Below are 13,093 nucleotides of genomic sequence, written 5' to 3'. Positions count from 1 at the left end.
CTTTCTGTCAAGCAACCCTGATAGCGTTCCCCCATGACCACCTCAGGAGCCGGGGCGGCGGTGTCCGGCGGCTACGCCAAGGGCCGCGCCCGCCGGGCCGCGATCATCCAGACCGCCGCCGAGCACTTCGCCCAGCGCGGGTTCCGGGCCGTCACGATCCTTGACCTCGCCGCCGCGTGCGACATCTCCCGGGCCGGTCTGCTGCGCTACTTCCCCGACAAGGACGCGCTGCTCCAGGCCGTCCTGGAGGACCGCGACCGCCTGGACCGGGAACGCTTCCGGCCCTACACCCGGCTCGGCGGCGGCCTCGGCGTGCTGCGCGGGATGGTCGACCTGGCCGGGCACAACGAGCTGGTCCCCGGGCTCATCGAGCTGTTCGTCCGACTCTCCGGCGAGGCCTCCGACCCGGAGCACCCGGCCCACGCCTACTTCGCCGACCGCTACGCGCGCATCCGCGGCGGCACCGCCGACGCCCTGCGCCGGCTCGGCGAGGACGGACACCTGCGCGCGGGCGTGGACCCGGAGGAGGCCGCCGTGCGGCTCACCGCGCTGATGGACGGGCTCCAGGCCCAGTGGCTCTTCGACCGCTCCGTCGACATGGCCCGCCATGTGCGGGCGGCGGTCCTCGCGCTCCTCACCGAGCCGGGCGCGGCCGCCTTCGAGGCGCTCACGCCGGCCGGCTGACGGCGCACGGTCTGCCGGGGCGAGGTCTGCCGGGGCGCACGGTCTGCCGGCGCGACGTCTGCCGGGGCGCGGTCTTCCGGCGCGCGCGGTCAGACGCCCCAGAGCGCCACCCAGCCGGCCGAGCGGCCGTCGGGCGCGTGATCGCGGTCGTGCTCGGCGAGGACCGGCGCCGCGCCCGGGGCCGGGATCGCGTGCACGCCGCCCTCGGCGGCCCGCCGTCATCACCGCGGCGAACACCTCGTCCGCCTCCTGGAGGACCACGACCACGTCACCGGCGCCGGGGGCGACGAGCGCGGCCGCCTCGGCGAGCCGCACCACCCGGTCGGGGCTGCCGGGCACACCGCCGCGCACCGCCACCACCGCGTCGTCGACGCCCCCGAGGCCGACCGGCCGCAGCTCCGCGCCGACGTGCTCCGCCCACCAGGCGCGCAGCCCCTCGGCCGCCCGCCGCTCGGCGAGCCGCCGGCGGAGCGCGGCGCGCTTCTCCGCCGCGCGCAGGCGGTCGTCCATGCGGATCCCCCGGCTGCCGCTGCGGAGGGTGCCGCCCGGCACCCGCTTCCGTCAGGCGTCCTCCCCCGGCGCGGGATCCGGCCCGCCACCGGGGTCCGCCACCACCGGGCCCGGTGCTCCGCGGTTCCGGGGGGACCGGGGGCGGCCCCACCCCCCGGAACCGGTCCGGGTCAGCGGTCCCGGACGGCGATCAGCTCGCGGCCGCGCAGGGTGTACAGCACGCCGGCGTCGTCGGCCGCGATCCGGGCGCCGCTGTACCACTCGGCGTCGACCTGGACGAGGACGGTGGCGGCCAGCGTCGCCGGGTCCAGCCGGAACAGCGTCTTCTCGCTGATCCCGTACACCCGGCCGCGGGCCACCAGCAGCCGGGGGTTGGCCGAGGTGACCGCGCGCAGGTCCGCCCGGACGCCGATCACCGGGGGCCGGCCCGGCCGGGCGGTGCGCAGGTCGGCGGCGAAGGCCTGCCCGTTCACCGTGATGCCGAACAGCCGGTGCCCGTGCACCACCAGGCTGCTGACGCCCGAGCCGAAGTCGGTTGCGGTGCGCCACAGTTCACGCCCGGCCACCGGGTCCCAGGCCGCCAGGTCGCCGCGCGGGCCGGTGGTCTTGGCGTTGTCGCCGCCGAGGAACGCCTGGCCGTGCCCGGCCGCGACCGCCCGGACCAGCTGCTCCGGCCCCAGCGGGTCGACGTGCACGGTGGGCCGGCCGCTGCCCGGCCGGTAGGTGACGAACGAGCCGCCGCCGGTGGTGTCGGCCTGCACGCCGAGCAGCAGCAGGCGGTGCTCCTCGTCCCAGCGGACGGCCTGCGGGCGGTTCTGCTCCTGCGGCAGCTCCGCCTCCTGGACCGGCACCTCGTCGGCCCACGGCCGGTACCGCCAGATCCCCTGCGAGGAGTAGACGCCCAGGTAGAGGGTGCCGTCGTCGAGGACCACGGTGTCCTTGGCCTCGCCGGGGACGGGGAGCTTGCGCACCGTGCCGGCGTTGAGGTCGTGCAGCGCGATCGAGCCGTTGCCGCCGACGTACACCCGCCCGTACCGGGCCGCCACCGACATGCCGAGCTGCGCCTCGGCGGGCGCGCCGGCCGCCACCAGGTCGGTGGTGGTGACGGCGGCGGTGGCGGTGGCAAGGGTCCAGGCGGTACCGCCCTCGGTGACGCCGACCAGGGTGTCGCCGATCCGGCCCAGGCCCCAGGAGTTGCCGTCGGGGACGGGCACGGCGAAGGCCTCCGGGCCGTCCGTGCCGAGCCGGTGGCGCCAGACGGTGCCGTGCTCGGTGGAGGTGAACCAGACGGTGTCGCCGATGCGTTGGAAGTTGGTGACGCTCTTGGTGCCGGGCACCGGGAAGGACCGCAGTACGGTGTGGGTCGCCCGGTCCAGCAGCGCGACGTGGGCGGGCTTGCCCTCGGTGGAGACGGCGAGCAGGTCGTCGCCGAGGGCGGTGATCTGGCGGATGATGGTGTCGGCCGCGAGCTCGGGCGGGGTGATGTCGGTGACCCGCCCGGTGGCCCGCTCGACCGCGAACAGCGAGGCCAGGGTGGCCCCGCCGCCGCCCGCGAGGTTGCTGCCGACGCCGAGGTAGGCGTGGGTGGCGGTGGCCTCGACGGCCCGCCCCTGGGTGGCGTTCGGCACGGGCGAGGCGACCTCGGTCAGCGCCCCGGTCGCCGGGTCGTAGGCGTACAGGCCGGGGCCGGCCGCCCGGCCCTTCTGCCGGCCGGTGGCGAACACCACGCCGTCGGGGGCGACCGCGACGTCCCGGACGTCCGCGCCGGGCACCGAGGCGAGGCCGCGCACGCTGCCGTCGGCCGGGTCGAAGCGGTAGAGGTTGACGGCCTTCGGCGCGTCCGTCACCCCGAGGTGGAGCACGCCGCCGTGGGCGGCCGAGCCCTGCACGAAGTTGCCGGTCGGCAGCACGGCGGATCCGGTGACCCGCCCGCTCGGCACGTGGTAGCCGACCACCCTGGCCGGGGCCAGGTTGCGCGAGCCGATCCAGAGCGTCTCGCCGATCAGGGTGGCGCTCATCAGCGGGAAGTCGGCGTTGCCCGGGCCGAGTCCGGTCACCTCGGGGGCACCGGACGGGCGGCCCGGTGCGGCCGAGGCCGGCCCGGCGCCGAGCGCCGCCAGGGTGGTCAGGGCGGTCACGGAGCCCGCGCCGCGCAGCAGTTGGCGGCGGGAGGGTCGGGCGGGCGGCGTCATGGTTCTCCTCGGGCGGGGTCGGTGGAGCGGGGTCTCAGTGCTGCCCGGCGGCGGCCAGCAGCTGACGGGTGTACGGGTGCTCGGGCGCGCTGAACAGCCGCTCGGCGGTGGCCCGTTCGACCACCCGGCCGTGCCGCATCACCAGTACCTCGTCACAGAGGTGACGGACCAGCGCGAGGTCATGCGAGATGAACACCAGGCCGACGCCGGTGCGCCGGCGCAGGTCGATCAGCAGGTTGAGGATCTGCGCCTGCACCGAGACGTCCAGCGCGGAGGTGGGCTCGTCGGCCACCAGTACCTCGGGGCCGACGGCGAGCGCCCGGGCGATCGCCACCCGCTGGCGCTGGCCGCCGGACAGCCGGTGCGGCAGGGCGTCCAGCAACTCCTCCGGCAGGCCGACGAGTTCGAGAAGCTCCTCGATCCGTCCGAGCGGCAGCCCGTGGGCGAGCAGCGGCTCGGCGAGCGCCTCGCGGACGGTCATCCGGGGGCTGAGCGAGGCGTACGGGTCCTGGAAGACGAACTGGACCCGGCGGCGCAGCGCGCGCTCCTCAGCCGGGGTGGCCGCGTCCCAGGACCGGCCGCCGACCCGGACGGTGCCGGAGCGCGGGCGCAGCAGTCCGAGCAGGGCGCGGGCCAGCGTCGACTTGCCGGAGCCGGACTCGCCGATCACCCCGACGGCCCGTCCCGGCCCGGCGCTCAGGCCGACGCCGTCGAGCGCGGGCGCGCCGCGCCGTCCGTAGCGGACGGTCAGGTCCTCGGCGACCAGTACCGGCTCAGGGGCGCCGTTCGGTGCCGACGCCCCGTGCTCCGCCGGGGCGTCCGGGACCGCCGGTTCCTCCCCCGCCGCCACCGGGACGTGGCAGGCGAACCCGCGCTCCCCCGCCGGCTCGCGCCGCTCCACCCACCCGGGTGCCTCGGTCGCGCACCGTTCCACGGCCGCGGCGCAGCGCGGTGCGAACGCGCAGCCCGGCAGCGGCTCCCCGGCGGCGGGCGGGCGGCCGCCGATCACGGCGAGCGGTCGGCCGCGGGGGCCGTCCAGCCGGGGCACGGCGGCCAGCAGCCCGGCCGTGTAGCGGTGCCGCGGCTCGGCCAGCAGCCGCTTCACCGGGGCGCGTTCGACGATCCGTCCGGCGTACATCACCTGGACGGTGTCGCAGGTGCGGGCGACCACGCCGAGGTCGTGGGTGATCAGCAGGACGGCGGTGCCGGTCTCGTCGCGCAGCCGGACGAGCAGGTCCAGGATGTCGGCCTGGGTGGTGGGGTCGAGGGCGGTGGTCGGCTCGTCGGCGATCAGCAGATCGGGCCGGTTGGCCATCGCCATGGCGATCAGCACCCGCTGGCGCATGCCGCCGGAGAACTCGTGCGGGCGGTCGCGGTAGCGGCGGGCGGGCTCGGGGATGCCGACCAGGTCGAGGAGTTCGAGCGCGCGGGCCCGGGCGTCGGTGCGGCTCGCGCCGTGCACCAGGGCGGCCTCGGCCAGTTGGCGGCCGATCGGCATCCGGGGGTTGAGGTAGGCCAGCGGGTCCTGGAAGACCATGCCGATCCGCCGGCCCCGCACGGCCCGTACGGCGGGCTCGGGCAGGGCGAGCAGGTCGGTGCCGTCCAGGCGGACGGTCCCGGCGGTGGTCCGGCAGCCGGGCGGGAGCATCCGGTTCACGGCGAGCGCGCTGAGCGTCTTGCCGGATCCGGACTCGCCGACCAGGCCGAGGATCTCGCCGGGGCTCAGGGTGAAGTCGACGCCGTGCACCACCTCGTGGGCCCCGGCGGTGACGCGCAGCCCGGCCACCTCCAGCAGGGGCGGGGTGGCGGGCGCGCCGGACAGGGCGGCGCGGGCGGTCTCGGTCGGCGCGGTCACCGCAGCTTCTCCCGGTTGAACGAGTCGGCGAGCAGGGTCAGTCCGAACACCAGCAGGCCCAGCAGCAGCACCGGCGCGAGGGCGTAACCGGGGTGCAGGAAGAGGTACTTGCTGCCGGTGTTGATCATCGTGCCGAGCGAGGGGGTGGGCGGCTGGATGCCGAAGCCGAGCACGCTCAGGCCGCCCTCGATCTTGGCGGCGTGCGCCATCGCCACGGCCAGCAGCGCGGTGGCGGCGTCGGTGACGTTGGGCAGCACGTACCGGCGCAGGGTGCGGGCGCGCGGCACGCCGAGCACCCGGGCGGCCACCACGTGGTCGCGGGCGAGCTGGGCGAGCAGGGCGGCGCGGGCCTGCCGGCCGAAGGCGGGCAGCGCGCTGAGCACCACGGTGACGACGACGCTGCCGAGGCCGGGGTGGACGATCAGCGCGATGGTCAGGCCCAGCAGCAGTCCGTGGAAGCCGAGCAGCAGGTCGAACAGACGCTGAACGGCCTCGCCGAGCAGCCGGTTCAGCCCGCCGAGCAGCCCGAGCAGGGTGCCGAGCACGGCGGCGGCGGGGACGGCCAGCAGGCAGACCAGCAGTTCGATCCGGACCCCGTGGAGCGCGCGGGCCAGCAGGTCGCGGCCGACCTCGTCGGTGCCGAGCGGGTGGTCCCAGGACGGCCCGGCCAGTGCCTCGCGGCTCTGCTGGTAGGGGTCGGCGGAGAGCAGCAGCGGGCCGAGCAGCCCGAGCAGCACCACCAGGGCGACCAGCAGCGCCCCGGTCCGGCCGCGCCGGCCGCGCAGCGCGGCGGGCAGGGCGGGCCACCGGCGGCGTCCGGCCCCTGGGCTGTTGGCGGCGGTGGTGCTCATCGGGCCTCCCCGGTGCCGGCGCGGGCGATCCGCGGGTCCAGCCGGGCGACCAGCAGCTCGGAGCCGAGCTGCACGGTGACGGCCACCGCGACCGCGAGCATGATCAGGGTCTGTGCGACGGGGTAGTCCCGCTGGTTGATCGCGTCGAGCAGCAGCTGTCCCAGGCCGTGCCGGGCGAACAGCTGCTCGGCGACGACGGCGCCGCCGAGCAGCTCGCCCAGGTTGAGCCCGAACTCGACGCAGAACGGGGCGAGGCTGTTGGGCAGCACGTGCCGCAGCAGGATCCGCCGGGGCGGGGCGCCCTTGGCGATCGCGGTGAGCACGAACTCCTCCTGCCGGGTGCGCCGGAGCTCGGTGGCGAGCAGCCGGGCGAGCACCACCGAGCCGGGCAGGGCGAGCGCGACGGCGGGCAGCACCAGGTACTGCACGGCCAGGTCCGGCGCCGCGAACAGGTCCTTCTCGCCGCCGGCCGGCAGCACGCGCAGCAGCACGGCGAAGACGAAGACGAAGAGCACGGCCGTGACGTACACCGGCAGGGCGAGGACGGCGGTCGTGAGCGGGTCGAGCGCCCGGGCCAGCCGCCCGCGCCGCTCGGCGGCCAGCGCGGCGCCCAGCAGCAGCCCGAGCACGAGCATCAGCAGGCCTGCGGAGAAGGCGAGTTGGAGGGTGGAGCCGAGGCTCTGGCCGATCATCCGGGTGACCGGTTCGCGGTAGTGGAAGGAGAGCCCGGGGTCGCCGCCGAGCAGGCCGCCCAGCCAGCCGAGGTACTGGGCGGGCAGCGGGCGGTCCACGCCGAGCTGGCGGCCGAGGTGGTCGCGCTGCTCCTGGTCGGCCTCGGCGCCGAGCGCGGCGGAGACCGGGTCGCCGGGGGCCAGGCGGAGCAGCAGGAAGACGGCCACCGAGGCGAGCCAGAGGGTGGCCAGGGCTCCGGCGGCCTTTCTGGTCCAGTACGGCACGGGGGTTCTCCGGGGGGTGGGCGGGGCGGCGTGCGGAGGTCGCCGTCCCCGGGCGGTGGGGGGCGTCCGGGGACGGCGGTCGGCGGAGGGCGGTGGCCCGGGGGTGGCTCAGGCGTCCCGGCGGGTGTCGGTCAGCTTGAGGTAGCCCAGCGCGCTGGTGGACACGTCCCGCACCGTGGAGGCGAAGGCGTACGTCTCCCAGGCGTGCGCGAGGGTGATGTGGAAGGACTGCGCGAGCAGGTACTCGGACAGCTCGTGGTTGACGTCGGCCCGGGCCTGCTCGTCGGCGGCCGCGAAGGCGCGCGCCTGGAGTTCGGCGTAGGCCGGGTCGGTGACGTGCGAGGTGTTCTTGCCGACCTGCAGCGGCCCGGAGACGGTGATCCCGCTGAGCGGGGAGACGCTGACCATGCCGTGGTTGGCCACGAACAGGCCCTCCAGGGTGCCCTGCTGGATCTTCGGCTGGATGGCGGCGTTGTCCAGCAGCTGCACGTCGACGCCGAAGCCGGCCTGCTCCAGGTCGTACTTGACCAGCTCCACGAGCGAGCTGAAGACCGGCGAGTTGGCGGCGGTCAGCGGCACCCGGGCGCCCTCCGCGCCGGCCTCGCGCAGCAGCCCGCGCGCCTTCTCCGGGTCGTGCCGGTAGCGGGTGACCTGGTCGGGAGTCACGCCGGGGGTGTTGGACGGCCAGGGCAGGCTGCTCGCCTCGGCGTGGCCGCCGTACACCTGGTCGACGATCCGCTCGCGGTCCACCGCGTACTGCAGCGCCTGGCGGACCCGCAGGTCGTCGAAGGGCTTGGACGCGACGTTCACGCCCAGGAACGCCTGCTGGTAGGAGGCCTTGGCGGACTGCACGGTGAAGCCGGGGTTGCCCGCCAGCACCTTGAGGTCGCGCCCGGGGACGGCGCCGATCAGGTGGCCCTGCCCGGACTGCAGGGCGGACAGCGCGGCCTGGCTGCTGGTCACCGAGCGGACAGTGATCCGCTCGAAGCGCGGGCGCCCGCTCTGCCAGTAGCGCCCGTTGCGGACGAGGTCGAGCTGGTTGCCGCCCTTGAAGGACTGCCAGCTGAACGGTCCGGTGCCGTTGACGGTCTCGCCGGCCCGCCCCTCGACGTACGTCCGCGCGTCCACGACCGGGTTGAAGGCGAGCGCGTCGAACAGGTTGCTGGTGGGCTTGGCGAGGGTGAGGGTGACCTCGCCCCGGGCGGTGGCCCGGATGTCGGCGAGCCGTTCCAGCAGCGGCTTGACCTGCGAGGTCTTGGTGGCGCCGACCAGCGAGAAGACGACGTCGTCGGCCTCCAGCGCGCGCCCGTCGTGGAAGGTGACGTCCTCGCGCAGCTTGAGCACCAGCTTCAGCCGATCGGCGCTCCACTCCCAGGAGGTGGCCAGCCAGGGCACCGGCTGGAGGGTCACCGGGTCGAGGTCGACCAGCCGGTCCAGGACGAGGTTGACGAACGCCGGGGTGTCCGGGCCCCGGTGCAGCAGCTGGGTGGGGTCGGGCGCGCTGCCGTGGACGATCTGCAGGTCGGGCGCGGACGGCGCGGCGGTGCCGCCGGGGGCGGCGCCCGCGTCCGGGTCGGTGGCCGAGCGGCAGCCCGCCGCCAGCAGGGCCGCTCCGGCGGTCAGGCCGAGAAAGCCTCTTCGGGGCAGGCCGGGGTGACGGGCCGCTTCGCTCATGGTGCTGCTACCTCTTGGTGGTTGGGGGGTTCGGTAGGGCCGGGGCGGCCGGCTCAGTACTGGGTGACGACCACGCTGTCGCTCCAGAGCACCACGTCGGGCCCGCCGGTCGGGTACGGGATGCCCTTGGCGGGGTTCCAGTTGGCGCGGTAGATCCCGGTCTTGAAGTACGGGGCCTGGTTCTGGTGGTAGTTGTTGAGGCCGCTGTGCGCGCCGACCTGGACGCCGTCGCGGTACACCGTGATCGAGCCGGGCGTGGTGGCGGTGGACCAGGTGATGTCGAACGCCCACTGGTTCCAGTGGCCGAACTGCACGGCGCCGAGCGGGATCACCGCCTCGGCGACGGTGGACGGGTCGGTCAGCCAGTGCACCTTGAGGCGCCAGTTGCCGTCCTTGACGGTGAGCGCGATCGGCGGCTTGGTGTCGCTGCCGTCGGCGAGCGGGTAGCCGTGCCACTGGGCGACGATGGTCTCCGTCGAGGTCTGCACCCAGTCGGCGGGCAGGTAGTCGGCGAGGGCGAAGCGGTAGCTGCCCCAGCCGAGGGCGTTGACGGCGACCTCGGAGCGGTAGGAGGCGCCGTCGTTGGGGACGCCGAACCGGGCGGCGAGGCCGGAGCCGCCGGCGGGCGCGCCGGTGACGGTGATGGAGCCGTTGCCGTCGATGCGCTGGCGGGTCCAGCGGGAGACGGTGCCGGACTCGAAGTCGTCGGCGAACACGGTGGTGGCGGCGGTGGCGCTCACGGCGGCGGCCGGGGCGGCGACGGTGCTGGCGGCCGGGGCGGCGGCGGCGCTCGCGACGGCCGCCGGGGCGGCGAGGGTGCCGGTCAGCAGGGCGGCGGCCAGCGCGGTGCCGGCGGTGCGGCGCGCGGGGATACGGGCGGACATGGTGGTACTCCTCGGTACGGGTCCGGTGGAACGGTGGGCGGTGACCGGGGCGGCCGGCCGACGACGGTTGGCAGGCGTCAGCCGGCCCGTCGACAGGAGGCCGCCGGTCCGCCGGCACCCGCCCGGCCCACCCAGGTCGGGCTGGACCAGGCCCACTGGTCGTTCAGCTGCCGCACCCGCACGTGGTAGAAGTCGCCGTCCCCGCCCGGCCGTTCGTCGACCAGGTCGAGCTCGGCGGTGAGCTCCCGGGCGGGCACCGCCCGGTCGAAACGGTAGGCGCCGGAGACGAAGCCGCCGATGAAGCCGGTCCGCGGCCCCTCTCGCAACTCGCCGACGCTGTACGAGGTTTCGACGCCGTTGACGACCGCCGTCAGCCTGGTCCGGTCGTCGCCGGTGACCGCCAGCGAGAAGCCCTGGGTGGCGTCGGTCACGGTGTTCGGGTTGCCCTCGGTCACGGTGCGCAGCCGCAGCTCGCCCGGCCCGGTGCGCCACCAGTCGGACGGCCGGTGGCCCGCGGGCTCGGACTCGGCCGGTGCCACCGTCTCGGAGCCGCGCAACCGGGGCTGTACGTCGGCCAGTTCGCCGCCCTCGACGCGCAGGGTGACGTCCCAGCGCACGGCCGCCTCGCGCCGCCCCCAGCCGACCGCGAAGCCGAGGGTGCCGTCGAAGCCGGCCCCTCCCCCGGCGGCGGCGAGGAGTTCGTGGCGGGAGACGCGGTGCAGCGGCACGCCGTTGCGGACCAGCTCGACGTGGTCGAGGGCGTCCCGGCCGCGCACGGTGACCTGGATCCGGCGCCGGTCGGCGGACGGCGCCTCGCCGCCCATCGGTACGCCGTTGACCGAGGCCGCGAGCAGGATGCGGTCGCCGGTGAGCGCGTAGGTGCGGCGCGCCTGGACCGCGTCCCAGACCGACGGGCGGGTCAGCTCGGGCGCCCAGACGGCGAGTCGGCCGTGCCCGTGGCTGCCGGGGAAGGCGCTGTGGTGGTCGGTGGAGCCGATCAGCCCGAACCGGTGGCCGAGCCGCAGCCCGTGCACGGCGGTGCCGGCGGTGTCGCGCGGCCCCATGGTGTGCAGGTAGCCGCGCGGCGCCTCGTCGGACTCGGCGCAGCCGTGCATCGACATCATCTCCACCACCGGGGCGAACTCCTCGGTGTACGCGTCCCAGTTGATGCCGCGCCGCCCGGTGCCGTAGCCGATGTGGTGCGGGATCGCCCAGGTGCGCACGCCCTCCGCGGCGAGTGCGCGCAGCCGGACGCGCAGGGCCTCCAGGTCGGCGGCGCGGATGATCTCGCCGCGCGGGCCGTCGAAGTACACGCAGTGGTCGCCGTACGCGAGGCTGTGCCACTCGAAGGACTGGAAGGTGACGAAGCGGCCGTCCTCGTGGGCGGCGGCGGTGACCTCCTGGACGTGCTCCCAGCGGTCGGCGAGCCGGGCGAAGCCCTCGGTGTGGTAGTCGACCAGGCCGGCCAGCTCGGGGGTGCGCTCGGGCAGGTCGTGCCACCAGCCGTGGCCGGTGACACTGGCGAAGTCGAGCTGGAGGCGGGCGTTGGCGTAGGCGTCCTCGATCGGGCCGTGGCCGTAGCTGATCCCGCAGTGGTTGTGGAGGTCGCCGACGTAGAGGCCGAGACCGCCGTAGCCGGGTGCGTCGGTGGTGGGGGCTGTCATCGGGATCGGGCTTCCTCTGTTTCTTTCTCTGTTTGATCGACTCTGAGAAGAAGTCTTTCCCGATCTTGAGAGAAGGGTCAAGGCCACGCCGGGCGCCGTCGTCCGATCGCCACAGGAGGAAACATGCGATTCACAGAATCACTCCATGTGACGTGCCGCTTGCGTCCAGAGGTGCGAGAAGCCGCACCCCACCAAGGGACCCCCTCACTTTCTATCGATCTGATAGAAAGTGGCGAGATTCCGCCCCGACCCCCGCGAGGAAGACCCGCCACCGATGCCGATCACCACCCCGCCCGCCGCGCCCGACCTCTCCGGCTCCGCCCTGGTCCGCGCCCCCGAACGCCCCGAGCCCGGCTACTGGGCCGGCTGCCCCGGCGTGCGCTACGAGCCCGAGCACGACCGCTTCCTGCTCACCTACCGCGAACGCCGCCCGCGCGGCGCCGGCGGCCAGGACCGGGGCTGGCGCTGCGCGGTCGCCGAGAGCCGCGACGGCGTGGAGTTCCGCGACCTCTGGTCGGTGGAGCGCGCCGACCTCGACTCGCCCTCCATGGAGCGCTTCGCCCTGCTCCGCCGCGACGGCGGGTACCTGCTCCACCTCAGCTACGTCGACCCGGCCGACGGGCGCTGGCGGATCGACGCCCTGCGCGCCGACACCCCCGAGGCCTTCGACCTCGCCACCCGCACCCCGGTCCTCACCGCCGCAGGCACCGGAACCGAGGGCATCAAGGACCCGTACCTGCTCGAACACGACGGCGGCGTGCGGATGTTCGCCACCGTCTCGCGGTCCCGCGGCTTCACCGCCGAGGAACGCGACCGCGCCCACGCCACCGCCGACATCCACACCACCGGGCTGACCGTCCAGCCCACCGCGCTCGCCGACTCCACCGACGGCCTGCGGTTCACCGCACCGCCCGGCCGCGCCGCCGAGGTGCTGGACGTCGGCCCGGACACCGCCTGGGACGGCTACGAGTCACGGATCACCGCCGTCCTGCCCGACGGCTCCGGCGGCTGGCTCGCGCTCTACGACGGCTCGGCCGACGCCTCCGGCAACTACGAGGAGCGCTGCGGGCTCGCCGCCTCCACCGACCTGCGCCACTGGCACCGCCTGACGCCGGACGGCCCGTGGCTGGACGTCCGCTACGCCGACGTGGTCGCGGCCCGGGGCCGCTGGTACCTCTACTACGAGCAGACCCGCCCGGACGGCGCCCACGAACTGCGGGTCGCCGTCCTCGACGAGTTCGCGGGCCTGCGCCCGTAACCCCTCCCCCGCCCGGGCGGAGCGCCTCACTCCGCCCGGGCCGCGGCCACCACCCCGGTCATCGCCTCCAGGAACCGCCGCGCGACCGCGAGTTCCTCGTCCCCGAACGCGCCCATCGCGGCCACCAGATCGGCGATCAGCCCGCCGAAGAAGCCCTCGCCGAGCTCGATCGCGCGGTGCTCCACCAGCAGCCGCACCTTGCGGCGGTCCCCCGGATCACGCTCGCGCCGGATCAGCCCGAGCCGCTCCAGCCGGTCGACCAGGCCGGTCGTCCCCGCCGAGTTCAGCCCCAGCGCCTCGCCCAGCCGCCCCGGCGTGACCACCGTCCCGGCCCGCGCGGCGTCCAGCAGGTGGATCAGCGCCCGCAGATCGGTCGGGTGCAGGCCGTTGCGCGCGGCGAACTCGGCGCCGAACAGGTCGAGTTCGACGGTCAGCCCGCGCAGCAGATGGACCAGCCGCATCGGCGTCCGCTCCGGCTCCACCGCATTCTCCTTCCCTCGAAGGTCCCCTGGACGTATTCTCTCGCTGAGCGAGATACATGCTCGCCGAGCGAGTACGTCAAACC

Annotated in this window: 10 protein-coding genes; 2 read left to right on the top strand and 8 right to left on the bottom strand. The window is 75.3% G+C overall.

Annotated features, from left to right (window positions below; all coding sequences use genetic code 11):
- Positions 1 to 33 precede the first annotated feature (33 nt).
- Positions 34 to 684, top strand: coding sequence for a TetR/AcrR family transcriptional regulator (locus ABT093_RS07170; protein WP_350561310.1), 651 nt, complete (start codon positions 34 to 36; stop codon positions 682 to 684).
- A gap of 680 nt (positions 685 to 1,364) precedes the next feature.
- On the opposite strand, the gene ABT093_RS07165 is transcribed toward ABT093_RS07170, so the two are convergent.
- The 7 genes from ABT093_RS07165 to ABT093_RS07135 all read right to left on the bottom strand — a co-directional run bounded on the left by ABT093_RS07165 (position 1,365) and on the right by ABT093_RS07135 (position 11,270).
- The gene (locus ABT093_RS07165) at positions 1,365 to 3,386 is read right to left on the bottom strand and encodes an outer membrane protein assembly factor BamB family protein (protein ID WP_350561308.1); all 2,022 of its coding nucleotides are present in this window, start codon (positions 3,384 to 3,386) and stop codon (positions 1,365 to 1,367) included.
- A 34-nt stretch (positions 3,387 to 3,420) separates the two neighbouring features.
- Positions 3,421 to 5,241, bottom strand: coding sequence for a dipeptide ABC transporter ATP-binding protein (locus ABT093_RS07160; protein WP_350561306.1), 1,821 nt, complete (start codon positions 5,239 to 5,241; stop codon positions 3,421 to 3,423).
- Positions 5,238 to 6,092: an ABC transporter permease gene (locus ABT093_RS07155; protein ID WP_350561304.1), complete on the bottom strand. Its 855-nt coding sequence runs from the start codon at positions 6,090 to 6,092 to the stop codon at positions 5,238 to 5,240. The genes ABT093_RS07160 and ABT093_RS07155 overlap by 4 nt, the downstream gene beginning before the upstream one ends.
- Positions 6,089 to 7,048 (bottom strand): ABC transporter permease, encoded by a 960-nt coding sequence (locus ABT093_RS07150; protein ID WP_350561302.1) that lies wholly within the window; start codon positions 7,046 to 7,048, stop codon positions 6,089 to 6,091. Before ABT093_RS07150 ends, ABT093_RS07155 begins: the two co-directional genes overlap by 4 nt.
- Positions 7,049 to 7,156: 108 nt before the next feature.
- On the bottom strand, positions 7,157 to 8,722 hold the full coding sequence (locus ABT093_RS07145; RefSeq protein ID WP_350561300.1) for an ABC transporter substrate-binding protein: 1,566 nt from the start codon (positions 8,720 to 8,722) through the stop codon (positions 7,157 to 7,159).
- A gap of 53 nt (positions 8,723 to 8,775) precedes the next feature.
- Positions 8,776 to 9,606: a polysaccharide lyase family 20 protein gene (locus ABT093_RS07140; RefSeq protein ID WP_350561298.1), complete on the bottom strand. Its 831-nt coding sequence runs from the start codon at positions 9,604 to 9,606 to the stop codon at positions 8,776 to 8,778.
- A gap of 77 nt (positions 9,607 to 9,683) precedes the next feature.
- Entirely contained in the window at positions 9,684 to 11,270 is a 1,587-nt protein-coding gene (locus tag ABT093_RS07135) for a DUF3604 domain-containing protein (protein WP_350561296.1), read from the bottom strand.
- A 274-nt stretch (positions 11,271 to 11,544) separates the two neighbouring features.
- On the opposite strand from ABT093_RS07135, the gene ABT093_RS07130 reads away from it, so the two are divergent.
- A complete protein-coding gene (locus tag ABT093_RS07130; RefSeq protein WP_350561294.1) occupies positions 11,545 to 12,528 on the top strand; it encodes a hypothetical protein in 984 nt (327 codons plus the stop codon).
- 26 nt (positions 12,529 to 12,554) lie between these two features.
- Here ABT093_RS07130 and ABT093_RS07125 read toward each other — a convergent pair whose 3' ends face one another.
- Entirely contained in the window at positions 12,555 to 12,989 is a 435-nt protein-coding gene (locus ABT093_RS07125) for a MarR family winged helix-turn-helix transcriptional regulator (RefSeq protein WP_350561570.1), read from the bottom strand.
- Positions 12,990 to 13,093 lie beyond the last annotated feature (104 nt).

It is taken from the genome of Kitasatospora sp. NPDC002551 (assembly GCF_040296005.1).
Lineage (GTDB): Bacteria > Actinomycetota > Actinomycetes > Streptomycetales > Streptomycetaceae > Kitasatospora.
This window is presented reverse-complemented; position numbering and strand designations above follow the sequence as displayed.